Annotated in this window: 37 protein-coding genes; 1 reads left to right on the top strand and 36 read right to left on the bottom strand. The window is 70.7% G+C overall.

The genetic code is table 11. The features are described from left to right. Positions 1–2: 2 nt before the first annotated feature. The 35 genes from OHN19_RS19005 to OHN19_RS43930 all read right to left on the bottom strand — a co-directional run bounded on the left by OHN19_RS19005 (position 3) and on the right by OHN19_RS43930 (position 20298). Complete coding sequence (locus OHN19_RS19005; protein WP_330265325.1) at positions 3–335, bottom strand: hypothetical protein; 333 nt, start codon at positions 333–335, stop codon at positions 3–5. Between the two features lie 58 nt (positions 336–393). After that, positions 394–1815 (bottom strand): phage major capsid protein, encoded by a 1422-nt coding sequence (locus OHN19_RS19000; protein WP_330265324.1) that lies wholly within the window; start codon positions 1813–1815, stop codon positions 394–396. A gap of 147 nt (positions 1816–1962) precedes the next feature. After that, positions 1963–2634: an HK97 family phage prohead protease gene (locus OHN19_RS18995; RefSeq protein WP_330265323.1), complete on the bottom strand. Its 672-nt coding sequence runs from the start codon at positions 2632–2634 to the stop codon at positions 1963–1965. 13 nt (positions 2635–2647) lie between these two features. Next, positions 2648–3796 (bottom strand): phage portal protein, encoded by a 1149-nt coding sequence (locus tag OHN19_RS18990; protein WP_330265322.1) that lies wholly within the window; start codon positions 3794–3796, stop codon positions 2648–2650. After that, positions 3793–3969: a hypothetical protein gene (locus tag OHN19_RS18985; RefSeq protein ID WP_330265321.1), complete on the bottom strand. Its 177-nt coding sequence runs from the start codon at positions 3967–3969 to the stop codon at positions 3793–3795. The genes OHN19_RS18990 and OHN19_RS18985 overlap by 4 nt, the downstream gene beginning before the upstream one ends. A gap of 9 nt (positions 3970–3978) precedes the next feature. Next, positions 3979–5487 (bottom strand): terminase, encoded by a 1509-nt coding sequence (locus OHN19_RS18980; RefSeq protein WP_330265320.1) that lies wholly within the window; start codon positions 5485–5487, stop codon positions 3979–3981. After that, complete coding sequence (locus OHN19_RS18975; protein ID WP_330265319.1) at positions 5471–5737, bottom strand: hypothetical protein; 267 nt, start codon at positions 5735–5737, stop codon at positions 5471–5473. Before OHN19_RS18975 ends, OHN19_RS18980 begins: the two co-directional genes overlap by 17 nt. A gap of 171 nt (positions 5738–5908) precedes the next feature. Then, positions 5909–6343 carry a hypothetical protein gene (locus OHN19_RS18970; protein ID WP_330265318.1) on the bottom strand — a complete coding sequence of 145 codons (435 nt, stop codon included), beginning with the start codon at positions 6341–6343 and terminating at the stop codon, positions 5909–5911. Between the two features lie 6 nt (positions 6344–6349). Continuing rightward, positions 6350–6541, bottom strand: a complete 192-nt coding sequence (locus tag OHN19_RS18965; RefSeq protein ID WP_330265317.1) for a hypothetical protein — start codon at positions 6539–6541, stop codon at positions 6350–6352. 2 nt (positions 6542–6543) lie between these two features. Continuing rightward, a complete protein-coding gene (locus tag OHN19_RS18960) occupies positions 6544–6825 on the bottom strand; it encodes an HNH endonuclease (RefSeq protein ID WP_330265316.1) in 282 nt (93 codons plus the stop codon). 14 nt (positions 6826–6839) lie between these two features. Then, positions 6840–7304, bottom strand: coding sequence for a hypothetical protein (locus OHN19_RS18955; RefSeq protein ID WP_330265315.1), 465 nt, complete (start codon positions 7302–7304; stop codon positions 6840–6842). A 270-nt stretch (positions 7305–7574) separates the two neighbouring features. Next, entirely contained in the window at positions 7575–7775 is a 201-nt protein-coding gene (locus OHN19_RS18950; RefSeq protein WP_330265314.1) for a hypothetical protein, read from the bottom strand. 186 nt (positions 7776–7961) lie between these two features. Further along, positions 7962–10073, bottom strand: coding sequence for an FtsK/SpoIIIE domain-containing protein (locus OHN19_RS18945; RefSeq protein ID WP_330265313.1), 2112 nt, complete (start codon positions 10071–10073; stop codon positions 7962–7964). A gap of 86 nt (positions 10074–10159) precedes the next feature. Further along, on the bottom strand, positions 10160–10336 hold the full coding sequence (locus OHN19_RS18940; protein WP_330265312.1) for a DUF6257 family protein: 177 nt from the start codon (positions 10334–10336) through the stop codon (positions 10160–10162). Positions 10337–10339: 3 nt separating this feature from the next. Continuing rightward, positions 10340–10576, bottom strand: coding sequence for a hypothetical protein (locus OHN19_RS18935; RefSeq protein WP_330265311.1), 237 nt, complete (start codon positions 10574–10576; stop codon positions 10340–10342). A gap of 14 nt (positions 10577–10590) precedes the next feature. Further along, positions 10591–10776, bottom strand: coding sequence for a hypothetical protein (locus OHN19_RS18930; protein ID WP_330265310.1), 186 nt, complete (start codon positions 10774–10776; stop codon positions 10591–10593). Between the two features lie 84 nt (positions 10777–10860). Further along, entirely contained in the window at positions 10861–11184 is a 324-nt protein-coding gene (locus OHN19_RS18925; protein ID WP_330265309.1) for a hypothetical protein, read from the bottom strand. Continuing rightward, a complete protein-coding gene (locus OHN19_RS18920; protein ID WP_330265308.1) occupies positions 11181–11354 on the bottom strand; it encodes a hypothetical protein in 174 nt (57 codons plus the stop codon). The genes OHN19_RS18925 and OHN19_RS18920 overlap by 4 nt, the downstream gene beginning before the upstream one ends. Then, a complete protein-coding gene (locus tag OHN19_RS18915; protein WP_330265307.1) occupies positions 11351–12130 on the bottom strand; it encodes a DUF2637 domain-containing protein in 780 nt (259 codons plus the stop codon). Before OHN19_RS18915 ends, OHN19_RS18920 begins: the two co-directional genes overlap by 4 nt. After that, positions 12127–12492 carry a DUF6907 domain-containing protein gene (locus OHN19_RS18910; protein ID WP_330265306.1) on the bottom strand — a complete coding sequence of 122 codons (366 nt, stop codon included), beginning with the start codon at positions 12490–12492 and terminating at the stop codon, positions 12127–12129. The genes OHN19_RS18915 and OHN19_RS18910 overlap by 4 nt, the downstream gene beginning before the upstream one ends. Then, on the bottom strand, positions 12489–13001 hold the full coding sequence (locus OHN19_RS18905; RefSeq protein WP_330265305.1) for a hypothetical protein: 513 nt from the start codon (positions 12999–13001) through the stop codon (positions 12489–12491). The genes OHN19_RS18910 and OHN19_RS18905 overlap by 4 nt, the downstream gene beginning before the upstream one ends. After that, positions 12998–13156, bottom strand: a complete 159-nt coding sequence (locus tag OHN19_RS18900; protein ID WP_330265304.1) for a hypothetical protein — start codon at positions 13154–13156, stop codon at positions 12998–13000. The genes OHN19_RS18905 and OHN19_RS18900 overlap by 4 nt, the downstream gene beginning before the upstream one ends. Positions 13157–13256: 100 nt before the next feature. After that, positions 13257–13493, bottom strand: coding sequence for a hypothetical protein (locus OHN19_RS18895; RefSeq protein ID WP_330265303.1), 237 nt, complete (start codon positions 13491–13493; stop codon positions 13257–13259). A 41-nt stretch (positions 13494–13534) separates the two neighbouring features. Further along, positions 13535–14158: a hypothetical protein gene (locus OHN19_RS18890; RefSeq protein ID WP_330265302.1), complete on the bottom strand. Its 624-nt coding sequence runs from the start codon at positions 14156–14158 to the stop codon at positions 13535–13537. Then, entirely contained in the window at positions 14155–14355 is a 201-nt protein-coding gene (locus OHN19_RS18885) for a hypothetical protein (RefSeq protein ID WP_330265301.1), read from the bottom strand. Before OHN19_RS18885 ends, OHN19_RS18890 begins: the two co-directional genes overlap by 4 nt. Positions 14356–14425: 70 nt before the next feature. Beyond that, complete coding sequence (locus OHN19_RS18880) at positions 14426–14830, bottom strand: hypothetical protein (RefSeq protein WP_330265300.1); 405 nt, start codon at positions 14828–14830, stop codon at positions 14426–14428. Positions 14831–15057: 227 nt separating this feature from the next. Continuing rightward, complete coding sequence (locus OHN19_RS18875; protein WP_330265299.1) at positions 15058–16941, bottom strand: hypothetical protein; 1884 nt, start codon at positions 16939–16941, stop codon at positions 15058–15060. After that, entirely contained in the window at positions 16938–17561 is a 624-nt protein-coding gene (locus OHN19_RS18870) for a bifunctional DNA primase/polymerase (RefSeq protein ID WP_330265298.1), read from the bottom strand. Before OHN19_RS18870 ends, OHN19_RS18875 begins: the two co-directional genes overlap by 4 nt. Further along, positions 17558–17857, bottom strand: coding sequence for a hypothetical protein (locus tag OHN19_RS18865; RefSeq protein ID WP_330265297.1), 300 nt, complete (start codon positions 17855–17857; stop codon positions 17558–17560). Before OHN19_RS18865 ends, OHN19_RS18870 begins: the two co-directional genes overlap by 4 nt. Before the next feature lie 97 nt (positions 17858–17954). Beyond that, positions 17955–18392, bottom strand: coding sequence for a hypothetical protein (locus OHN19_RS18860; RefSeq protein ID WP_330265296.1), 438 nt, complete (start codon positions 18390–18392; stop codon positions 17955–17957). Next, complete coding sequence (locus OHN19_RS18855) at positions 18389–18706, bottom strand: hypothetical protein (RefSeq protein ID WP_330265295.1); 318 nt, start codon at positions 18704–18706, stop codon at positions 18389–18391. Before OHN19_RS18855 ends, OHN19_RS18860 begins: the two co-directional genes overlap by 4 nt. Continuing rightward, on the bottom strand, positions 18703–18879 hold the full coding sequence (locus tag OHN19_RS18850) for a hypothetical protein (RefSeq protein WP_330265294.1): 177 nt from the start codon (positions 18877–18879) through the stop codon (positions 18703–18705). The genes OHN19_RS18855 and OHN19_RS18850 overlap by 4 nt, the downstream gene beginning before the upstream one ends. A 152-nt stretch (positions 18880–19031) precedes the next feature. Beyond that, on the bottom strand, positions 19032–19262 hold the full coding sequence (locus OHN19_RS18845; protein ID WP_330265293.1) for a hypothetical protein: 231 nt from the start codon (positions 19260–19262) through the stop codon (positions 19032–19034). Beyond that, positions 19259–19948, bottom strand: coding sequence for a hypothetical protein (locus tag OHN19_RS18840; protein WP_330265292.1), 690 nt, complete (start codon positions 19946–19948; stop codon positions 19259–19261). Before OHN19_RS18840 ends, OHN19_RS18845 begins: the two co-directional genes overlap by 4 nt. Positions 19949–19965: 17 nt before the next feature. Further along, positions 19966–20298 carry a helix-turn-helix domain-containing protein gene (locus OHN19_RS43930; protein ID WP_419249526.1) on the bottom strand — a complete coding sequence of 111 codons (333 nt, stop codon included), beginning with the start codon at positions 20296–20298 and terminating at the stop codon, positions 19966–19968. Between the two features lie 157 nt (positions 20299–20455). Between OHN19_RS43930 and OHN19_RS18835 the strand changes: the two genes are divergently transcribed. Next, positions 20456–21616 carry a helix-turn-helix domain-containing protein gene (locus tag OHN19_RS18835; protein WP_330265291.1) on the top strand — a complete coding sequence of 387 codons (1161 nt, stop codon included), beginning with the start codon at positions 20456–20458 and terminating at the stop codon, positions 21614–21616. Positions 21617–21619: 3 nt separating this feature from the next. On the opposite strand, the gene OHN19_RS18830 is transcribed toward OHN19_RS18835, so the two are convergent. After that, positions 21620–23131, bottom strand: coding sequence for a recombinase family protein (locus OHN19_RS18830; protein WP_330265290.1), 1512 nt, complete (start codon positions 23129–23131; stop codon positions 21620–21622). Positions 23132–23150: the final 19 nt, after the last annotated feature.

Raw genomic sequence — 23150 nt, 5'->3', positions numbered from 1 at the left:
CCTCAGCTCTTGGTGCGGGCGGTGCGGCGCGGCTTGGACTCGGCGGCCGTCTCCTTGGGCTCGGTCACCGGATCCGCCGGCGGTGCCGGTGGCCCGTCCTTGCCGTCGCCCCCGGCGTCCTCGTCCTCGCCGTCGTCGACGACCTTCTCTTCCCAGACGTAGCCCAGGCGCTCCAGCTCGGCGTCCACGGCCTGGACGCGGTCCTCGCGCTCCATTCGGGCGTAGCCCTCGCGTTCGCGCAGCAGCGCGGCAACGTAGGCCTCGTCGGCGGTGGCCACCTCGCGGGTAACGGTCTCGCCGGTGCGGACGTTCGCCGCGGTTTCCTGCTCAGGCATTGCTGCCTCCTTCCTCCGCCGGGGCCCGGGCGGCGGTGACCGCCCGGGCCGGACCGGATCAGAACGTCGGGGTGATCAGACCGGTGCCGGAGATCACGGAGATGGCCTTCGGGTAGCGGGAGGCGTGCAGCGCCGCGTAGTTGAAGAACCGCAGCAGCACGGAGAGCTGATCGGCCTTCGTCTCCCGGAACGCCTCCGCCTGGGGGGTGCCCTCGAAGAAGATGACGTCCGTCGAGCGGAGCGTGATGATGCGGTCCTCGTTCGTGCCCGCCCCCAGGTTGGTGGGGATGTTCGGGTCGACGTAGACGGGCAGCCCGTGCCACGTGCCGACGAAGCCCTCCGAGTTGACCGCGTCGAACGAGGCCAGCGCGTTCTGCGGCATGTTCGCCGCGGGCACCACCAGGGGGCGCCCCGCGGTGTCGACGGCGGCCGTCATCCACGCCCAGCGGCGCGGGTGCATGAAGTGCTTGTCGCCCGGCAGGAACCGGCCGGTGTGGATCTGCTGCACCGCGTCGGCGCCCTTGGGGTACAGCTCGGCCACCGTCGGCGTCGCGTCGGTGTAGGTCACCGCGTTGAGGCCGGAGACGTTGAGCAGGCCCACCTTGTTCGCGGCGTTGTTGTTGATCACGAACACGTCGGCCTTGACCGCGTAGTCCGCCGCCAGGTCCGCGAGCAGGATCTGGTCCATGTTGATCGGCGACTGGTCGAGCAGCTGCTGAGCGACGACCTGCTGACCGGCGATCGTGGTCACGGCCGCGGTCACCGAGTTGGTGGTCGCGTCGGTGTTCTGCACCGCCGTGTTCTGGTTGGTCTGCTCGGCCACCGCGGTGCCCGACGCGATGCGCGGCAGGCTGATGGAGTCGGTGTTCGGGGGCAGGGCCATTGGGCGGACCTGGTCGGCGACGACGCGGCCGCCCCGGGCCAGCGCGATGTAGTCGTTGATCATCCACAGCGGCGGGACGAACTCGCCGCCTGCGCCGTCGGTGGTGGTCAGTGCGCGGGCCTCCAGGCCGGCGATGGCCTCCTCGGCGCCGCGGGCGATCCGCTGGAGGCGGTCGGCCACCTCGCGGTCGTTGCGGGACAGCCGCTCGATCGAGGTGGTGTCGCCCTTCATCTGGGCGCGGAACAGGTCGCGGAAGTAGGAAGTCTGACCGCCGCGGCGGTAGGTCTCCGGCTCCGAGGTGACGGTGACGCGCTCGCGCCGCTCGCCGGCCTGGCCGTGCCGGGCGTGGATGTCGGCGGCGCGCTGCTCGCGCTGCTCGTCCTCTTCCAGCTCCTTGATCCGGGCGTCGAGCTGCTCGATCTCGTCGTCCTTCGCGCGGATCTCCGCACGCTTGGCGTCGAACGCGCTCTGCTCGTCCGCCGACAGCTTCTCCCGGCCGGCGGTCTCGGCGGCCTTGACGATGCCGTCGATCTCGGTCTTCAGCGCGGCCCGGGCTTCGAGCGCGCTCTGCATCTGCTTGCGCAGGTAGGCGAGCATGGCTCGCTCCCTTCGGTGGTGATGGGTGTGGGTCGCGCCCGCGTGCCGTTCGGGTGGTGGCCCAGGTGGTGGCGTCCTGCGGGCATGCCGCGGGACGCTCCGGCGTGGGCTCCGGCGCGTTCGGGTGGTGCAGGCGTCAGGGGGTGGCTACAGGCCCAGAACGGCGGCCTGCGCCTGGAACAGCGACAGCGTGACCGGTTCAGCCTCGGCGGGCTGGAACCGGCGCTGGAGGCGCTCGTACAGCGCCTTGGCGTCCGCCTCGTCGAGGCGGTCGAAGTCGGCCGCGCGCACCGCGCCGACCGAGGTTGCGGGGTTCGCCCCGAAATTGACGACCGAGACGTCGCCGCGGTGCAGGTCGACTTCGAGGATGTCGCGCTGGTCGAAGTCGGGGGACCACTGCTGGCGGGTCACCCGGAACGCGAACGACATCTCGTCCACGCTGCCCTCCTCGAGGGCCGCGAGCATGTCGCCGACGTCGTGGCGCTTGGTGGAGACGTCGGCCTCCATGTGCAGGCCGGTGGTGTCCTCGGACAGGCGCAGGCTGCCGGCCTTCGTGTACGCCATCGCCAGGCCGCCGTGGTTCAGCAGCAGCTGCACCTGGGGGTTCTCGGCGAGGGTCTTGCCGAAGGCACCGGTGCGCACGACTTCCGAGTACGGCCCGAGCCAGTCCCACATCTCGAACGGCTCCTCGGTGACCGAGGCGTAGCCCTCAATCGTGGACACGTTGCTGGCGCCCGCCTTGGCGCGCACCTCGAGCTGCACGGGGAACGCGCGCCGCTCGGTCCCGGACCGCTTGGCCCGGTCGCTCTTGACGCTCACAGCGTCCCTCCTGTCAGTCGATCTGTTCCTTCGGCGCGGGCGCCTGGTTGGGTTCGTCGCCCCACTTCACGGGCGGCTGGTCCTCGACGTCGCGGACCTCGTTCGGTGTCGTCCACCGGTTCTGGAGCGCCAGGGCGTGCGCGCGGAAGCGGGTCAGCAGGTCGGTGCGGGCGAGCGCCTTGCGGTTGAGCTTCACGTACTGGCCGGGCGGCAGCAGCGCGGTGAACATGCGCTCTGTGCGCACCAGCCACCGGTCCAGCGCGTAGGTCAGCAGATCCAGCGACCGCTGCTCGACGTTGGCGTAGGTCATCGAGCCGCCGGTCTCGTAGCCGAGGATCTCCGGCATGCCCGGCCCGTAGATCCGGGCGCACTCGGCGGCCGTGTACTTCTGCGTCTCCAGGAACTGCGACTCCTCCGGAGCCACCGAGATGGCCTGGTACTTCCAGCCCTGTCCCAGCACCAGCGGCTCACGCGAGCCCCGCAGCGCCGCCATGAAGCGGGCCTTGGCGGTCGCGGCCTGCTTCGCGTCCAGGGCCGCCTCGTTGGTCAGCAGCGCGGATGGCGTGCCGCCTTCCTCGAAGAACTGCTGCCCGAACCGGGCGGCCGCCAGGCCCTGCGCGATCGTCGTCGCATGGTGGGCCACCGGCGACAGGCCCATCAGCCGCCCCGGAATGGTGTACGCGCGCTGGTGCCACATCTCGGCGGCGGGTACCTCCTCGCCGCCCGCCCGCCACTGCGGCAGCCCCGACTTCAGATCCCGCCAGCCCTGCACCATGTCCGGGTGGTACAGCACGATCTGGGTGGGGTTGCCGATGCGGTCCCGGGCGGCGACGCGGCCGTTGGTGTTGCCGCGCAGCAGCAGCGACATCATGTACTGGTACACCCAGTCCGCGGTGCCGTAGCCGTCCCCGGCCGGGTCCTCCAGCACCTTCGGCAGCGGCAGCTCCCTGCGCGCGGCCCCGGTGCCCTCGTACACGTCGATGGGCAGGATGGACGTCAGCGAGGCCACCAGGTCGACGGCGGCCCACACGGCGACCTTCTGCAAGCTGGACTCGGTCTGTGACAGGTCGATGCGGGAGAACATCGAGCTGCTGCCGGGCCGCGGGATCGGCGGCTCGGTGAAGATCCCGCGCTTCTCCCGGGAGTTGAAGAACAGGCTCACCTCGACCTCCAGTCCGCCAGCAGGCAGAACACGCCGGCCACCGCCAGCCCGGCAGGTGCGTACACCGACCAGGCCGCCGCCGACAGCAGTCCCGCGCCTGCCAGACCCGGCAGATGGCGCACCACCCATCCGGTTGCCGACGCCAGGGCGCCGACCACATTCGCCCTGGTCACAGGCCCTCCTCAGAAGATGTTGTCCAGCGGGTCCACGGTGTCCTCGACCTCAGCACTCAGGCCCCACGCGGCTTCCGTCGCCGCCACCAGCGGGCTGATGTCCACGCCGACCGTGCGCCGCGCCCACGCCCACGCATCGCCCAGGTCGCGCTTCTGGGCGCCCGCGAGCGCGGAGGCCAGCGGCGCGTCGTCGAAGTGCGTCAGGGACTGCGTGGTGACCGCGTCGTAGAACTGGCCGCAGGCGGCCGCCATCTCCCGCGCCTTCGGCTTGACCACCTCGACGCCCAGGCCCTCCTCGGCGTCCTCCAGCGTGGGGATCAGCGAGGCCGCCGGGCTGGCCGGGTCGACGACCCAGCAGCGCGGCTTCCACTTGCCGTGCAGCTCCTTGGCCCGCTCGACGATCCAGCCCGTGCCGGGCCGGTGGTCGACCACCGTGACGTGCACGCCGCCCCGCCACCGGATCGCCGCGCAGATCGCCGCGTGCGACCGCTCGGGGGTCATGTCGATGGACAGGACCACCGGCGCCGTCGTGCGCGCCTCGGCGATCTCCTTGACGTCGCCGACCGCCAGGGCCCGCCACGCGTCCTCGGCGATGACCTGCCAGGTGTCCGCCTCGTCGGAGGGGTAGTCGCCGACGCCGAGCCGCTCGCGCTCGAAGATGCCGGAGCTGCCGAGCGAGGCCTGCTCGTTGCGGACGAACTCCGGGGTGATCAGGTAGCCGAGTGAAGGGTTCGCCTTCGCCCACGCCGCCGGGTCGTCCGCGTTGTCGTGGTCCATGCACCCGGTCGGACACTCGTCCAGGTGCGGGTCGATCGACCACTCGAAGTACGCGAGCGACGGATCCGGCTCCCCGGCCTCCAGGGCAGCCAGAGCGCGTCGGCGCAACCGGCCCAGCTGCACCGACGGGGAGCCGATGCCGGCGCTGCCCAGGTACCACAGCTGCGGGTTGTCGACCGCGGACATCGTCGGCATCAGCGCGCCCATCGCGTCATCGCCGAGGATCATGCACTCGTCGAGGATGTTGCAGTCGCCCGTCCAGCCGCGGCCCGAGCCACCGGAGCGGGCGATGAACTGGAGCGACTGGCCGGTCACCAGGGTGATCGATGTCTCCGTGGTGTTGCACAGCATCCGCTTCACACGTTTGCGCAGGTCAGGGCAGCCGAGGATGAGGGACTGGATCCGCTGGAACGCCACCCGGGCCGTCTTGAACTCGTGCGCGGAGTGGATGATCAGCCGCTCACCCAGCAGGAACAGCCCCGCCAGCTCCCGGGCTTCGATCACGCCGCCCTTGCCGTTCTGCCTCGGCAGGTTGACCGCGACCTCGAACGCCGACCACTGCCCGTCATCCCGCTCGCGCAGCCCCACGTCCAGGATGTGCTGCTGCCACGTCATCAGGTCGAGGCCGGCGTGCGCGGCCAGCTCCACGGCCTCCAGCCCGGCCGACGACAGGAACGTGGGCGGCGCGGTGAACAGCCTCGGACGCTGGGCACCACGCAGCAGCTCAGGCTCGGCGAGCACGGATCCTCCCGTCCTGGCGCTTCTTGGCGAGCTCGTCGACCCGGTCCGTCTCCGCCGCGACCGGCGCGAGCTTGCGCAGCTCGACCATGACGGCCCGCAGCTCGCGGCCGACGTTCGCCTTCGCGGTCGCGCCGTCCTCGCCATCGAGCAAGCGGGCCAGCGTCAGCGCGAGTTGAGCCAGGCCCGGCGACCGGTCCTCGACGTGCAGCTGCGCTATTTCGGCGGAGGTCGCTTCGACGTTGGTAGCCATGATCACCTCCGGCCCGGTAACGGAGCGTCACATCACGCAGGGTGACCGGCTGCTAAATCGCTGGAGTTCGCTTCGGCGGATTAGCGAGTACAGGCCCCGTGTAAAAAATCGGGCGACAAGGGCGTTTGGGTCGCTCGGGAAGGCCACCAAAAACTGTCCCGGGCTCCTTGATCACCAGTCGAGCGTGCGGCCGGCCGGAGTCGCCTCGGCCGTCTTCTTCTGCCGGTACCAGCGGCTCGCTACCCTGCGCATCTCCGGGTCGCGCATGGCCTCGATGCGCTTCATCACGATGTCGCGGCCGGGGTCGACGGAGATGATCGTGGCGTCCATGCGCCGGTAGCGGGCGAGCCACTTCGCGGTGGGCATGGTGTGGATCAGGTAGACGTCGACCTTGTCGCGGTGCTCGAACGCTTCGTACATCGCCGCGTAGCGGGCCTTGTGGGCGACGCGCAGCAGGGTCGGGTCCTGGTTCCAGGCGGGGGCTCCGGGCCCGGCGAGGGCGCGGGTGATGCGGTCGAGGTCGATGACGATGTCGCGCGCCTTGGCCTTGCCCTCGATCCAGCTGGTCTTGCCTGCGGCCGGCGGGCCGGTCACGACGTACAGCACGGCGCGTCATCCGCTCCCGGGGGTCGGCCTGTTCGGGCACGGGCCGGGATCCGGCCATTCGTATCGATCCCCCGTGATGGCCAGCCGCACGCCGTCCACCACGATGGCAGACGGAGGCAGCTCCACCTTCACCAGCTCGATGACCTCCAGCCCCTTGCACTCAGCGCACAGGTGCAGCTCGACAGGTGAATCGGACATGGTCACCACCTCAGTGCGGGCTTCTGTCGGCTGGGCTTGACGGTGGGCCGGTTGCCGCGCGCGCTGTTGCACCGTCGGTGCGCTGAGCGGGCGTTGGCGGGGTCGAGGAGGTCGCCGCCCTTCGACAGGGGCTGCTCGTGGTCGAGGGTGAAGGCGAAGGGGTGGCGACGGCCGTCGACGTTGGCGGGGATGTCGTGGCCGCAGATCCAGCAGGGCAGGCCCATGGCCTTCTGCTGGGCGACGAGTCTGCGGTAGGGGCGCCCGTTGCGCGGGTTCTTGGCCACGGGCGCCTCCCGGGTCAGGGTGTGGGCGTGGCGGTCAGCAGGCTGTTGGTGACGTCCTCGATGGCCTGGTCCAGCTCGTCCTCGGGGAGGCTGCCGCAGTGCTTGTAGCCCTCGGTGGCGTCGATGCCGCCGCCTGTGCTGAGGAGTTGGTCTTCGATCCAGGCCCGGCACTCGGGGCTGACGCCCGCGACAGCGGTGTCCGTGGCGGACGGCAGGGCGCTGTTGACGGCGTCGCCGACCTGGTCGGCCATGAGCTCGCCTGAGTACTTCTGGATCGTCTTGGTGTCGACGCCGTCGCACTCGGAGGGGCGGGTGCCGGGTGTGGCTGACGCGCCGGCGTCGATGGCGTCCTGGAGCTGCTTGCGCATGGCGGACTTGCAGGCGGCGGGGTCGGCCTTGGCGTCGTCTCCGGTGCTGCACGCGGTGAGGGCGGCGGCGAGGGCGAGGAGGGCGGCGCAGGCGGCTGTGCGGGTGTTCATGGTTCCCCCGGGGCTTTGGGTGCTGAGGGGGCATCATGCGCTGCGCGGAGCAGCCGTGGAGGCCCTGTGTCCGTGTTGTGACGATGGGGTCCGCCGCCGGGCGCCGCGCACCCGCGGGGGACACCCCTGCCCCTGGGCGCCGGGCGGCGGACGCTGGACACGGCGAAGCCCCAGCCGGGGGGACCGAGCTGGGGCTTCGTCGTGCGTCTGTGGTGCCCGCTTCGGGGCACAGTTGTTCACCGAGATCGTTACACGCTGTCTGACCTGCGGTCAAGCAGCAGCGCGCTCGCGGCGCTTGGCGAGGAGCGCGGCGACGTCGGCGACGGCGTAGAGCGGGTGGCGTTCGGTGCCTGCGGAGCGGCGCAGCTGGCCGCGGTGGACGATGAGGCGGACGCTGGCGGGCTTGATGCCGAGGGCTCTGGCGACGTCGCTGGTGCCGTAGAAGCCGGGCGGGATGTCGGCGGGGTGCATGGGTCCATGATGCGGCAGTGGTGTCGCCTGCGGGCTGTCTCGGGAGGGCTGGTTGCGGGCCGTTTCCGGGGGCAGCCTGTACCCCCGAAACTCGAAACCGTGCAGCTCAGATCCGATATCAGGGGCGAAACCGGTTTCGGATCAAGGTGAAACCACAGGCTTGATCCGAAACCGGCTTCCGGGGGGCTACTCGCTCTCCTCGGAGGGCGCGATGTCCACCCAGCGCAGGCCCTTGGCGCCCCCGCAGCACTCCCGGATGGTGATCTGCCGGGTCGAGACCTTGAAGGGCTTCAGCGCGGCGGACAGGGCCGTCGAGGCGGCGGCCGTGTCCATCTCGGTCCACGGGGCGTACAGGTCGGCGCGGTAGCGGGCGAGGGCTTCGACGAGGCGGTGGGAGTGCACCGACTCGATGCCGTCGGGCCAGATCGCACGGAGGTGGTCGACAACGGTCTCGACGTCCTGTTCCTCGACGACGGCCCCGACGGACTGTCCGGTGAGGGTGCCAGCGGCGATGCGCAGGGCCAGGGCCCGCTTGGCGATGTCATCGGCCTCGGTCTGCTTGATGAACGCGGCGCGCACGGTGGTGCCTTCGCGGCCGCGGGCGAGGATGCCGGTGCCCTGCTCGTCGATGCTGATGTCCGTGGCGCGCAGACCGCGGTCGTAGGCGCCGGTGCCCAGCACGTTGTTGTTGGCCCGCCAGTCCATGACGGCCAGGCACAGGCGGGTGCCGACCGAGCTGGAGACGGAGGACGGCAGGGACGGGGCGTCGGGGTTCTGGGTGAGCAGGATGAGGATGATGCCGTAGGCGCGGGCCTTCTTGATGAGGCGGGTGGCCAGGGCGGCGGCCTCGTCCTTGTAGTCGTCGTGGGTGAACAGCTCCTGGACCTCGTCGATGACGATGACGCGCGGTCCGAGGTTCTGCTCGGGGTACTTCTCGGCGAGCGCGCGGGTGACCTTGCGGCCCTCGGGGACCTCGCTGGCGGGCAGGGAGCGGATGAACGCGGCACGGCGCTGGTACTCGGCGATCCCGGAGCGCATGCCGGCGAGGGCGGCCTCGAGGTCCTCGTCCTCGTCGCCGGAGACGTACCGGTGGCAGACGGGCTTGACGGAGTCGAGGTCGCCGGATCCCTTGAGTTCGTAGATCCACAGTTCGGCGGTGGGGTCGAGGGCGACGCCGAGGACGATGGCGAGGGCGCAGGACGTCTTGCCGGAGCCGGGGATGCCTCCGACCAGCAGGTTGGAGTACATGAGGGTGATCTCGACGAGGTTGCCGCGCGGGTCGAAGCCGTAGGGCAGGGGCTCGTACACGTCGGCCTGGCCGTCCTTCATGAGCGGCCACAGCTTCCGGCCGGCCTTCGCGGGGTCGCGGCTGGCGACCCACAGGACGAGGCGGCCGGGGTGGGCGGTGCGGTCGGCCTCGGGCCACACGGTGCTGATGGGGCGTCGCATGGCGGCGGCGAGGGCGGCCCGCTTCTCCAGGACGGCGGTGGCCTCGATGCCCGGGGGCAGGTCGACCTCGGCGCGCCAGCCGGGGCCGTCGCGCATGACCTCGGCGGCGAACTCGACACCGCGGCGGCCCTTCTTGCCCTCGATGCCGATCGCGGCGAGCGCGTCGAAGACCTCGGTGGAGTCGAGGCGGCGCAGGACGTTGGTGGCGACGTAGCGGGTGATCAGCGGCCTGTCGCCCTTCTTCCCGGCGGTGCCGACCAGGGCGGTCGCGGCGATCGCGGCGGCGAGGGTCCAGCCGGGCACCAGGAACGAGCTGACGAGGGTGGTGATGCCGGTGGTGGTGGCGATGACGATCGAGGCGATGCGGCGCGGGCGGACTCGGCGGGAGTGCTCGCGGGACAGGGACAGCCACGCCTCGATGTCGGCGGACGCGGCGGCCTTGGCCTCGACGGGGCGGGCCTCGGTGTCGGCGACCCACTTGCCCCAGCGGACGATGAGCCGTCCGGCGCCGCGCGGGGAGCGCAGCAGGAGACGGCCGAGGTAGACGGGGGCGCGGAGGGCGTGGAAGCCGGTGACGTGGCCGTAGTAGGACGCTGCCCAGCGGACGGTGTCCTTGAAGACGTCCCAGCGTCGCAGGGCGGCGGGGACGACGGGCGGCGCGTCCGCGAGGTAGGCCTGCCGCTCGGCGATCCAGGTGCCGGCGGGCTCCTGCTCGGCGGGCGGGTCGACGGGGCGGGGCTCGGCGTCCTGGATGACGTCGATGATGGTCTCGGTCAGGACGCTGGGGACGGTGTCGCTGTCCTGGGCGTCCTGGGTGTCCTTGTAGAGCTGTACGACGTTCTCGGTCATGCTGGGGGCTTCCTGCCTCTTCACGGGGTGCGGGACGCCCGGGGACGGCGACGGCTTGCTGGCAGGACGCCGTCCCCGGGGTGTAGCTACTTGCCGTTCTTGCGGCGCTCAGCGGTCTTCTCGATGCGCTCGACCTTGCGTTTCAGGTCGCTCAGGTCGACGGTGTCGCCAGCCAGTCCGCGCTTGGCCATCCGCGCGTGCAGGGCGACCAGGCGGAGCTTCTCGCCGCGGGTGAAGTCACGGAAGGTGAGGTCATCGGCCATGGGTCATGCCTCCGTGTTCTCGTCGTCGGCGGGCGGCTCGGGCAGGGCCAGGGCGAGGGCGGTGTAGGCGCGGGCGGTGTCCGCCCACAGGGCGCCCGCCTCGGCGAGCCGGTTGGTCTTGATGTAGTGGTTGGGGTCGGAGCTGTGGGCGGCGCTCTCGGCGTACTGGGCGAGGCGCTTGGCCTTGGCGGCGGCGTTCTGCGCCTCGGTCAGGGCCTGCTCGCGGATCAGGTTGGGCATGGGATTCCTCCTGGTCAGGTGCGGCGGTAGCCGATGCGGGCCTGCTGTTCCGGGGTGCCGTTGTCCCGCCAGCCCCTGCGGGTGGACTGCGCGACGCGGGCGGCGGTCTCGGCGGCGAGGGCTTCCTGCTGCGGGGCGACGGTGGTGCGCTGGTGGCGTTCCTCGGTGGTCTCGGTCCGGGCGAACGGGTTGAGCTTCACGACGGTGTTCCTCCTGGTTATGGGCCGGGCGGTCCGGCCCTACCGCGCCCCCGCGGACGGGCCGCGGGGGACGGAAGGGGCGGGTCAACGGCCCTTCTGGAACTCGGCCCACATCGACCGGAGGACGAGCAGACAGACGGTGGCGCAGACACCGCCGACCGCGACGGCGACAGCCAGCAGGGCGGCCGCCATGGCGAGGAAGGTGAGGGCGATCGCGCCGCCGATCCCGGCCGCCACGTACAGGCCGACGGGACGCCGGGCGGCCACCGGCAGCGGCGCCGGAGTCTGCTGGGTCTGCGCCTGGGCGGTCTTGGCCAGCTCGACGGCGGCGAGCGCGATCTGCACGGCGGCCGTGTTCGCCTCAGCCTCTCTCGCCGCCAGCTCGGCCTTGTCGAGGGCGTCGCTCACGGCTTCCACCTCCGCATGCGGCGGGCGAGGGCGGGGCGGGCCAGGACGCCGAGGACGAACGCCAGGACGGCGGGCTGCGCGCACGCGCCGATGGTGGCTGCGGTGGCGTTGAGGGCGGCCGGCCACAGCAGGAGGACGCCGAGGACGACGCCGAAGAGGATCGCCTTCATACCCCCACCCCCACGTGCGGGGCGTTGAGCTGCTCGGGGTGGAAGAGGTTGCGTCCGCGGGCGTCCTTCTTGAAGACGTCCAGGCGTCCGGCGGCCACCCAGTTGCGGACGGTGGACGGCTCGACGCCGTAGCGCTGGGCGACGTCGTTGGTGGTCATGAGGGGTGGCTCCGGGGGCGGCCCGTCGTCGGTGTCCTCGCCTGTCCCGGCGTCCAGCTCCAGCGTCTTGCGGGTGTCCTGGGTGTCCTCGCGTTCGAGGGTCACCACGGGGACCGGGCGGGCGACGAGGGGCAGGAGCCGGGCCCCGACGGGTACCACCTCGGCGGCGGACGGGACGCTGCGGACGGTCGGGGACGCGGGTGCGTCCTCGGCGTCCTGCGCCAGGCGCTCGTGCAGCTGCCGCATGAGTGCGCCGAACGCTACGAGTGCGGCGGAGGGCGGGACTGCGGCGACGATGTACTCCATCGGGTCGGCCCCGTATCCGACCCCTGCGACGTTCAGCGCGATCGAGCCGAGCGAGCCGAACGCGGCGAGGGCGACGGCCCACCAGTCCATGCCACGGCGCCCGAGCGACGCCCGGAGCATGAGGAGTTCCCCGGCGACGATGAACAGGTCGACGGTGGCTGGCCATGCCCATGCGCGAGCGTCATCGAGGCCGTTGCCGTCGGCGATGTCGTGGAGGTGTTCGTAGGACAGCCAGAACGCAGCGGCGGTGAGCAGGACGGTGACGGTGGCTGCGCCGATGGCGAGGCTGTCGCGGGCGTTGATCCGGCTCACTGGCCACCTCCGGCGAGGATGTCGGCGAGCTGGCGGCCGAGGGTGCGCAGTTGGTCCGCCGACTGGACGAGGGCGTCGGCGAGTTCCTCGACCTCGTCGGGGGTGTACGAGCCGGTGAGCTCGCCGTTCTCGACGTACAGGACGGGGCCGGGGGTGTGCTGGGAGAAGGGGGACGAGGCGATGATCGCGCGGAGCGTCTGGATCCCGTTGGCCTCGAGGACGTGCTCAGGCCCGAAGTGGGTGATGTCGACCTTGTACTGGGCGCGGTCGTCGGGGTGGCCGGCGCACCAGTCGGGCTCGTCGATCTCCAGGGGCCTGGTGACGAAGACGTTGACTACGGCGGTGCGGGGCTCGGTGCTCACTGGCCACCGCCGAGCTTGGTGAAGTCGAAGCGCTCACCGCAGCGGGAGGCGCCGGCCGTTGCCGTGCGGTAGGGCATGAGGCCGTCGAGCCACTTCGTCCGGGCCTGCGTGGTGTGGTCGGTGCAGGCGTAGACGGCGAGGTCGAGGCTGCCGTGCGCGAGCCCATTGCGGGGGCTGTAGCCCTCGAAGCGGACGGTCGCGGGGGCGCCGCAGCCGGGGCCGACGGGCGTGTACTCCTCGGCGGGGCCGGGTTCGGGTGTGGGCTCGGCGCCGAGGGAGCGAAGCAGGAGGCGCAGGGCCTCGCGCACCTTCAGGACGTCGCCGCTGTCGAGCATCTGCTGGGCGACCCGGATGGCGACGGCGAGGTCGCTCGGCTCGGTGGAGGGCCAGAACGGGGCGGCCGGGGCGTAGGCCGGGAGCTGGGCGGCGGCGCGCTGCAACTCGCCCTTGGCGTAGTCCTGGGCGGCGAGCCTGTGCAGCTCGGCGACGCGGGGGGTGGGCTTGTTCATCGGGCACCCGCCTTGCGGATGCTGCCGGTGACGCCGGCCTGGGTGACGCGCACGGTGAGGGTGCGGCCCGGGGTTCGGCGGATGATGCCCGCGGCGATGAGGGTGCGGGTCGGGAGGGTGCCGCGCGTGGGCGCGGGCATGGAAAGATCGGTCATGCCGACTCCTGGTTACGTCAGGTAGTTCGGTGAGAGGGTCGGGCGGTGCGATCGCCCCGGGTGCGCCAACACCTGGGAGCTGCTGTCCGGCCCTCGCTGTCTATTCGGTTGTGGGTGTGTCCTTCGCGGACTTCTTCGCGTCGCGCTTGAGCGCCTGGTCGACCGCCTGCCAGCTGCGGCCGAGGTCGCGGGCGACCGCGGCGACTGTGCCCAGTTCCGCTACGCCATCGCGCAGGGCTTGGGCTCGTCGGGTGGCGGCCTCGGATACGGCTTGGTTGAGCTGCGCCAACAGCTCTTCCTCGTCGCGGAGCCGGTCCCGCCAGGGCTTCGGTTCCATCGCCACCACGGTATCCAATAGGGGTGTTGGATGCAAGCGGCTCACGCTGTTTGCCGCGGCTGGTAGTGCTGAAGCAGCAGCAGGTCCTGCTCCGTCCGGTACGACGTCCCGCACCAGCGGCACCGCACGGGCTCACCCGGCAGCCGGGACAGGACCGCCCCGCACACGGTTCCCTGGTCGTCCGTCACCGCGACGCACACACCGAGCCGCTGACGACGCGGCTCCGGGTCTCCGACGATCGAGCGGGCCGCCCGCTCAAGGTCGCCCACCTCGGCCGCCAGATCGCCGGCCGCCGGGTAGTTGGCGACGATCCACTCCAACTCCATGCCGAGCCAGCGGCAGTCGGCGCTCAGCCCGGACGGCGGTGGTGCGGCGTGCTGCGGCCAGCGGACGCGCTGCACGTCCACCCGCCACAGCCGGGTCACCTCGGAGGCGCGGCCCCAGTTGACTGTGTCGAGGACGTCCTCGTCGAGCGGTGACCGAGGGCCGGCCGCGGCCTTGGTGGCGACGATCTCGCCCCAGCCGTACCGGCGAGGGACCAGGCACTCGCCGACCTCGGCGTACAGCGCGGGCAGATCCGCCAGCTGCTTAGCGAGCCGGACGGTGTGCCGCTCGCACAGGTACCGGTCGGCCGCGGCCTCGCCGCACAACTCGCAGGCGCTCACACTCGGCTCCGCTGCTGGATCTGGTAGATGCGGAGGCTGTTGTGGAAGCGGTCGGCGTTGATGATCCGCCACCGGCGCCGAGCGTTCGCGGCATCGCGGCGAGCGTCGCGCCAGTTCCAGAAGGCGTGCAGGCCTGCCACGAGCTGGGCGCCGAGGCTGATGCCGACGATGAGCATCTGGATCTCGTTGGGTGTCACGGTTCCCTCCCTGTGGTGTGCTGGTGGGAGGCCGGGCCTGGTTGGGACAGGCCCGGCCGTCAGTCGCTGGTCACTCGTCGCCGGGCAGGTAGAGCCGCACGAAGTTGGCGTCGTCCGTTGGGTCGCCGGTAAGGCCGTCCGGGTCAGTGCAGATCGGGTCGAGGCCACCGTCGGCGCGCACGTTCCAGGCGACGACGGGAGTGCTGACTGTGCTGCCGTCGTCCTCGCGGTACTCGGCTCGCCACCCGCCTCCGGGGATGGCCCCGACGACGGGGGTGGAGTCTGCCGATACGACGGCGTCGAAGTTGGAGTACGAGTCCGCCCGAACGAGGTAGCCGCGGCGGGTGTCGAGGACCATTGCGGCTCCGATGTCGTCCCAGGCGACGACGGGCTTGGTGCTGAAGCGGGCGCCGGGGGTGTTGTCCTTCTTGTGGATGTAGCGGGCCACGTGCGCACCCGGTTCTGCGGGGATCATCTGCTTCTCCTTCTCGATGGGGGACAAGGGGGGACAGGGGGGACGCTGTTTGTCCCCCCCTCCCTCGCGCGCTATGCGAGTCCTCTAATAGTTGATCTTGATCTTTTATTTGTGCAGGTCGCCGAGTTACTTGCGTCTGCAATAGTTGCGATACGGAACGAAAAACGGTGTCCCGCGGGGGAGAGGGGGGGACAAACGCTGTCCCCTGTCCCCCCTCTGTCCCCCCCTCACGACGGGGGGACAGGGCCCGGGACGAACCTTCCGTCCCCCTCGGACAGCCACTCGCGGAGGACCGCGTAGGCGTAGGCGTCCGCCAAGAACTTCTTGTCCCGGCCCGCGACACTGTCCCGGATCGCGCTGCGGGTCTGCGGCCCCTTCTCACGGACGAGCACGGCAACCCGGCGCGCGATCCGTTCGATGGCCCGGTCCGCCCGCCGTTCCTCGGCCAGCCGCTTCGCGTGGTCGACGCGCACCTCTTCCTCGATGCGCGCCGTGGTCCGCCGCTCCTGCTCGGCCCGCCGCTGCGCCGCGCTGTACGCCAGCACCGAGTCGCGGGTGGCGCACGACGCTTCCCACAGCCGCTGGGCAAGCCACCAGTCCTCGGTGGTCACGTGTCGGCGCCCCGCCAGGATGGCCAGCAGAGAGGCGAGCTTGACGCGCATTACCGGGGCCTGCGAGTCGAACGGGTTCTGGTCGGTCACGTCTGCCTGGCCGCGCACCTTGGCGAGGTCGGCGGCGCGCAGCTCGGTCTTGATGGTCTCGTCGAAGGTGACGAGGACGAACCTGCTCGCCTCGTCGCCGGGCGCTGCGGTCGCCGCGTCCCGCCAGGCGTGGAGCTCGCCGGGCCACGGCGGCTGTACGTCGGGGATGGCCGGGTCGATGACCTGCACCCACACGAAGCGCTGCGGCGTGCCCTCGGCCACCTCCTCGAACAGGGGGGCCGCGGTCTCCGGCTGGAAGCCGACGAGCAGGCCCATGCTGTACGAGCCGCTGGGGATGTAACGGCTGGTGTCCTTGCTGGCGTTGGTCTGCCCGAGGGTCTGGCCGACCGCGGCGCTGCGCAGGGTCTCGCCGAGCGTCGAGCCGGATCGTTCCCGCATGAGCCGGGTGATGGTGGCGCCCTCGTCGACGTAGAAGAAGGCGTTGTGCCGGACCTGCTTCCGCACGGTCACCGTGACCGGGGTCTCCGTGCCGCCCCTCTTCTTGATCTCGCCTGTCTCCTCCTCGACGACACCCATGAACACCTCGGCCAGGCCTTCGCCCGAGCCGATGGGCAGACCATCGCGGAAGTCCAGCTCTGGCGGGGCGGGCAGCAGCCGGTCGGCGACCTCGACGCCGGTCGACTTGCCGATGCCGGACGGGCCGACCACCCCGCCGAACAGGTTGAGCGAGGCGTACCCGGCGATGCCGGTGTCCGCGCGGATGCGGTGCGAGACCAGCGAGGACAGCCGGACGAGGGTTGCCAAGAGGGCGACGTCGCCGGAGCGGCTGCGGGAGTGGCCGGCCTGCCGGATGTGCCGCAACTCGGCGCGTGCTGCGTAGACGTCCTCGGGGATCAGCCCAGGGACCGCGGCCTGGTCGTCCTCGGCGGGCGGCTCGTCGGTGGGCTCAGCGTCCGGGTCGTCGACGGGATCGTCGAAGCCGTCCTCGAGGTCGCTCCAGTCGATCCCGTCGGCATCCGCGACGAGGCGGCGGAAGCTGTCAGCGTGGTTGCTGCGCGAGACCGGCGGCCACGGGGCCCGGGGGTGCTGCTGTCCGTCTCGGAGCCCGGAGGCGACGCTGGCTTCCGCCCGCCGCTCAGGGTGGTTGCCCGCCCGTGCGGCTGCGAGCAGCATTTCGCGGGCCTCGTCCTCGTCGACGGCGCCCGCCCCGACGAGCGTGCCGACGTTGAAGGCCGCCTTGTTGATCGTGTTGTTCTGGGTGCCATGCGGGGCTTGCACGATGGCGTCGCACTCGTCCTGGAGGGCCTTCTGCGTGTACGAGTCGATGCGGTCGGAGGACACGCGGAAGGACCCGCGCGACGAGCCCTGCCGGGGCGGCGGGGGCGCGGCCGCACCGAGCTTGGACAACGCCGCGTCCACGCCCTGCTCGATCTCCTCCGACGTCGTCATGCCGCCCTCCTCTGCTGAGGCGTGAGGACGGCCGGCCAACACACCTCAGGCCGGAGGAAACGGCCATGCCCGGACCAGCGGTACCGGCCGCCGCTGGCGTGCACGGAGGGCGCGAGCAGGATGTAGCCGTTGTGCTTGACGTCCAGGCCGGGGCCGAGGGTGCCCGGCAGGAACACGCCGGGGGTGCGGTAGAGGATGTGGAGTCCGCCGCCACCGGTGAGCTGCATGACGGTGCCGGGCAGCACCCCGACGCGTTGCTCCAGCACCGCGTAGGACTGGTCGCCGCCGTGCCGGGGGTCGATGTCGAGGACGGCCCAGCCGTTCAGGGCGCAGGGCGCGCCGATGTTGGCGTCCGGCTGCTCAGCCCACCACTGCCGGACCAGGGCGACGTCGGTGGTCGCCGCGTGGAAGCCGTGGCAGGTGCGGGCGGTGCAGCGGCACTCCTCGGGGCGGTGCTCGATGTAGAAGGGGTTCGGTCGCTTCTCCGTCGGGGGCCTGCACCGGGCGCAGTTGGCGAACGGGGCCTTGTCCGGCCGCACCCGGAAGACGCGGACCCCGGCAGCGGCGTAGGCCACTGCCGCAGACGGCAGGTCGCGTGGGATCTCCAGGAGCCTGGTCACTGGGTCACCGCCGGGAAGTAGTACGAGCCGCCGGGGCGGCCGACGCAGCGCGACTGTCGGGGGCAGATGCGGGGCGCCGTAGCGAGGCCGGCGGAGTGGACGTGCTGGTGGTCGCAGAACGGGCAGTCGACGACGAGCAGGGCGCGCGCGTGGCCGTCCTCGAACTGGGTGTCCCGGTAGGGGACAAGGCGGGCCGCGGCGGCGGCCATGCCGAGAGCAGGCGGGAGCGGCTGGATCTCCGCCTCGTCCTGCTCGGTGTCCTCCCCGAACAGCGGGAGGGCGGTGCTGCTGTTCACGAACGTGCTCTCTTCTACGAGCGGGGCCAGTGGTGTTCGTGAGTGCGCGTGCGGCCCCGAGCCAGGGGATTGGCCCGGGGCCGCGGCGCTCCCGGGGTCAGCCGGGAGTTCGGGTGCTGCTGAGCATCTGGGCGTGGTCGGCGCAGATCTGCTCCAGTTCCTGCCGGACTCGCGCCGCGAAGTACGCGTAGCGGGTGCCGGCCGGAACGTGGACCTCGATGCGCTGAGCGGACAGGAAGAAGGCGCCCGCGATGGCGCGCGGCAGGGTGAGGTGCTTGCGGATCGCGGCCTCGCCGAGCCGCACGACGGCGGTGTGGCAGTCGCTGGCCCGCATGGTCTGCTCGTACAGGGCGCGGGAGACGTCGTCGTGCGTCGCGTACTCGTCGGTGAGGTCGACGACCGCGACGAGCCGCACGTCCGGGACGGGCACCTCAACCCGCACGGGCAGCTGGGTGACGGGAGCGGTGGCCGCGGTCTGCGGGTCGCGGGGGACGGGGTGCTGGACCGGCCACTGGCCGGGGCGACGGTCGGTCATCGGGTGCCTCCTACGACCTGAGCGATGGACGCGAGGATGTCGGTGTGGTGCCGGTCGCAGGCCGGGAAGTCGTAGCGCAGGTTGGGCCCGGAGAACGTGCTGACCACGTACTTGGCCGTCGCCGGGCATCCGGGGCACCGGTAACCGCGCTGGTTGTGCGGGGAGTCGGGCCCGTCGGGACAGTCGCACCAGGTGCACTGCTCACCGTTGGCCGCGGTGATCGCGACGGGGACGGTGCCCGGGTCGGTGGCGACGACGCGCGCGGTGGCGAGGGCCTGGTCGGAGAGGAACGTGTCGAGCGGGGTGCGCGTCATGCTGCTGCCCTCCGTGCCTCGGGCTGATGGAACGCGGTACGGATCACGGCGCGCTGCTCGTCGGTCAGCGGCGGGGCGGAGTCGACGATGCGCTCGATGCGCGCCCAGTAGGCGGCGTTCCGTGCTGGGTCCTCGAAGCGGACAGGCCGGGCCGGATGGCGTGGCAGGGCCATGGAATCCTCCCTCGTGGAGTCATCAGGCCCCGCGCCTGTCTCCAAGGACAGCACAGATTCCGTTGAGTGTTCCCCCGGCTCCGATTGGGCCGGGCGGCCGGGGGTGTCCACGAGCTGCACACCCCCGGCCGCCTCGATGCTGGTGCGCGCGGTCACGCCGACACCTTGGGGTGGGCGAGGAGTTGGCGGATGGCGTGGAGCCGCTCGACGGGGTCCTGGCCGGTGAAGACGACGATGACGCGGTCGTCTTTGGTCTCGGAGTAGAAGGCCATGATCTTGTCGCGAAGGTCTTCGCTGAGGTTGGTGGCGTCCCACTCGACGACCGGGAGCCCGTGCTTGGCGGCCAAGGCCTCGGAGTCCGCGTGCGTGATCTGGGTGGTCATGCCTGGGCACCGCCTTCGGTGCGGTCCTGCACGCCGGTGGACTTGTCGGCCAACTCGTCGACGGTCATGTCGATGTACGTCCGCAGTGCGTCCCGCGTCTGGCTGTGGTTGGTGGACGCCTCGAACGCCGCGTTGATGTGGTCCAGGGCCGTGCTGAACGCGCGGGCCGAAGGGGTCGGGACGTCGCCGCCCTGCATCCGCAGAACGGTGTCGGCCATGTCGTCGGCCTCGTCGAGGAGTCGGCGGATCTTCGCGGTCGCCTCACGGACCTCGGACGGCGCGTAGTCCTCCGAGACCATCCCGCCGAGGCAGACCTTCGCGGGGCTGTCGCCGTCCTCGTCGGAGAGCTGGACGAAGGAGAGGTCGAGGAGCGTCTGCCCGCGCTTGTCGGTGACCTTGTGCTGGTGGTTGAAGTGGTCGTAGTGCCCCGGTGTCGTGTCGGTGCAGAGCGTCGGCCACACGGGGCAGAGCTTGCCGGTCAGCATGCTGATGGCTGTCTCGGCGACCGCTGCGGCCAGCTCGGGCGTGTACTTGCCGGGGATGGTCCTCTGCATCGCCCGGTCGACTGCGGTCGGCATCGCGGCGACGAGCTTGTCGAGGCTCGCGGCGTGGATCCGGCCGACCATCTCGTCGGCGGGGCTGGGCTGGCTGGTCAACGGCGCCGTTGCCGTGGTTCCCTTGTTCATCAGAGCTGTTCCCGTTCTCATTGCGTGGGTTCGTGGGCTTGCTCGACTGAGGCGGCCGGCTGGTACCCGGCCGCTTCGTCGTTTCCGGCGGACTCGCCCGGCTGGTACACGGGCGAGGCGCCAGCCTCTGTGGTGGAGAGGACACCAAGGGCGTTTGCCCAGCGCAGGGCGTGATCGCCGCGCGGGAGATTGATGCGGTTCTCCCACCGCGAGAGGGCTGATGGACTCACGCCGATGACGCGTGCGAGTTCTCGGAGCCCGATGTGCAGAGAGACGCGACGTGCTCGCGCTTCTCCTGTGACTGCGAGGTGCCGTAGTTCACCGACGGTCCGGAGTTGTTCCGGTGTCATGGCACCTATGAAACGCAGACGGAGGACACTTTCGCAACGCTATCCCTTGGCCGTTTCACAACATGTTGCAACACGTGCGTAGACAAGTTTCAACATGTTCGCGCAACGCCCAAGGAGAGGTGTTGCGTGAACGTTGCTCGTTCCGCAGGATGGGGGCATGACCGACCAGCAGAGGGGCTCTGAAGCCCCCGCCGGCCGCACCCCCAACGACAGCGACCCGCAGATGACCGTGTCGGTCGACTTCGAGGCCGCGACGCCGCACAGCGCCGACGCTGTGGCTCACGTCTCCGTCCAGGACGCCAGTCACCAGGGGGTCCGGGCGTTCTTTGACTACCTAGTCCCAGACCAGCAGCGCCAGATCGAACTTGTTGGCTTCTCGGTACAGCTCCTCCAGGGGGAACGGCCAGCAGGGGCCGCGCGCTTCGGGCCGGGCGCCATCAAAGACATGCCCTTGGCGCGATGGGACCGGATTGCGCAGGCCGCTGTCACCCAGGCTGTTTTGCAACGCAGTCTCGCCGCGGTGTCAATTCCGCTAGAGCCAGGCGAGTATCAGAGGCTAGTCGAGAATGGCCTGCTGAACGGGCCGGAGTTCCCAGATGAAGAGATCGCTACTCCCCTTCATGTTCCGCTAGATCGACGACAACGAGCCATTGAGACGGTGCGTCGCGTCCGCCCTGATCTCGACCCAGAAGAAAGCCGGGGAGCCGCCCGCAGCTGGAATGGGCTCGTGAAACTCGCGGAAGCCATGGATGAATATACTGAACGACTGGCCTCAGGATCTGCGGACGTAGTCAGCGAGATGGCAGAGGCGCACGGTGTCGCTCCCGCTACCGTCCGCACCTGGGTCCACCGAGCAAACCAGGCGGGGATCACTGCCACAGGATGGCTGGATAGCTCCGCCAACTCTATTGTGCCCGCCTACATCCGAGCGAGCGGCGAGCCCTACCCGGCATCAGAGGAGGCCAAAGCCTCTGGGCCCGACCCTGCGGACGTCGCGCGTTTTGGCCCCATGCCTTCGCGGGTCTCCAATCGCCCTCGGCTCACCCCGCGGCAGGCTGCTTTTCAGGAATTGGGCAGGAGCTTCTTGGCGGCTAGGGAGCGCTCCGGCATCACATTGAAGGATGCCCGCAAGGTGATTGGCCTCGACTCATCTGTAATCAACGCAATCGATCGCGGAGATTTCGATTCTTTCAATGACGAAGAGGGCTTGCGTGAGTTCATGCGGGTATATTCCACAGCTCTCGGTTTCACACCGGCAGGGCATTGGAGGACGTACATCAACGCCAAAAAGCTGCCTGACGTTTTGGATGAGGCATAGCCCTCATCGAGCCGCCCCCCGTTTCCACGTGAAGACGACGGCGTCGTAGTCGAAGTACCCGCCGTCAGGCATCCGCCCCTGCCGCGGAGTCTTCAGCGTCACCTCGACCAGCGCCCGCAGCACCGTCCGCTGCTGGTCCAGACCGAGCCCCTTCCACGCCTTACGCACGTCCTGAGCCCCCACCAGTGCCGCCACCGGGTCCCGGGTCACCGCGCGCGCCAGCTGCTGCGTGATCCCGTCCAGCTGGGCACGCGCCGTCTCCATTCCCTCCGTGAACGGGGCCAGCTCCAGCTGTCCCGCACCGAACATGCCGCCCAGATTCCTCATGCGGCCCCTGATCTCCTCGGCCTCCGCCTGGAGGCGGGCCACGTCCACGCCGTCCGGGGCGGGCTCCAGCAGCTCGTGCGCGTCGTCCCGTGACAGGCGCTCGACGATCGTGTCCTCGACGTACTGGTCCACGATCTCGGCCCGCCGGCCGCCGCCGTGCCCGGTCGGGCACCGGTACGAGGGATACGCGCGGCCGCCGGACATGGTGACGGTCATGCCCTTCCCGCACGCGTTGCGGCCACACACGTACACGAGGGAGCCCAGCCACTTCGGCTGAGCGCCGCGGTTCGTCGTGCGGGACGGATCCGACAGGATCGCCACGACGGCCCTGAACTTCGCCTCGTCGACGATCGGCTCCCACTTCCCGCGGCCGACCTCCTCGCCCTTGTAGACGGCGATCCCGGCGTTCCTGGGACGCATCAGCATGTCCCGCATGTCGGCGTGGGAGACCGCGTTCCCGCGGGTCGTGGTGACGCCCTTGTCGGCGCACCACTTCACGAGCGAGCGGATCGACCCGCCGGACAGGATCTCGTCCGTCCAGTAGCGCAGCGCCTCTGCTTCCTCGGGCACGGCCTTGAGCATGTCGAGCTCGGGGACCTCGCTCTCCTCGCCGGTCTTGCGGTCGACCCGCTTCTTCATCTCGCCCGTGGGCACACCCCAGCCGAACGGGCGGATGCCGCCCGCCCACTCGCCGTTCATGGCCTTCTGCTGCCGGGCCCGGGCGACGCGGTGGCCCTTGTGCTCGGACTCCTGGCGGGCGACGGCGCCGAGGATGCGCGCGGTCATCCGGCCGGAGGGGGTGGCGAGGTCGATCGTCCCGGCCTGCACGGTGTGGGTGGAGATGCCGCGGCGGTCGGACAGTTCGATGTACTCCTCCAGCTCGACGATCGAGCGGGTGAGCCGGTCGGTGTGCCAGACGATGACGATGGTGGCTTTGCCCTCGTCGAGGTCGGCGAGCATGCGCCGGTAGTCCTTGCGGAGCTTGCCGGAGAAGGCGCTCACGTCGTTGTCGACGTACACCTCGAGGACGTCCCAGCCCATGCGCTCGGCGAGGGCCTCGCAGTCCTCGCGCTGCCGGTCGACGCCGAGGCCGGCGCCGGTGCGGTCCTGGCTGATGCGGCAGTAGATGACGGCGCGGGTCTTGCCGCCCGCGGCAACGTCGACGGCGGAGCGGAGAGTTGGGCTCATGCTCCCGAGTCTGCCTGAT

The organism is Streptomyces griseorubiginosus (genome assembly GCF_036345115.1).
Taxonomy (GTDB): Bacteria; Actinomycetota; Actinomycetes; order Streptomycetales; family Streptomycetaceae; genus Streptomyces; species Streptomyces griseorubiginosus_C.
Note: the sequence above shows the minus strand (reverse complement) of the source record. Positions and strands in the feature narration are given on the sequence as shown.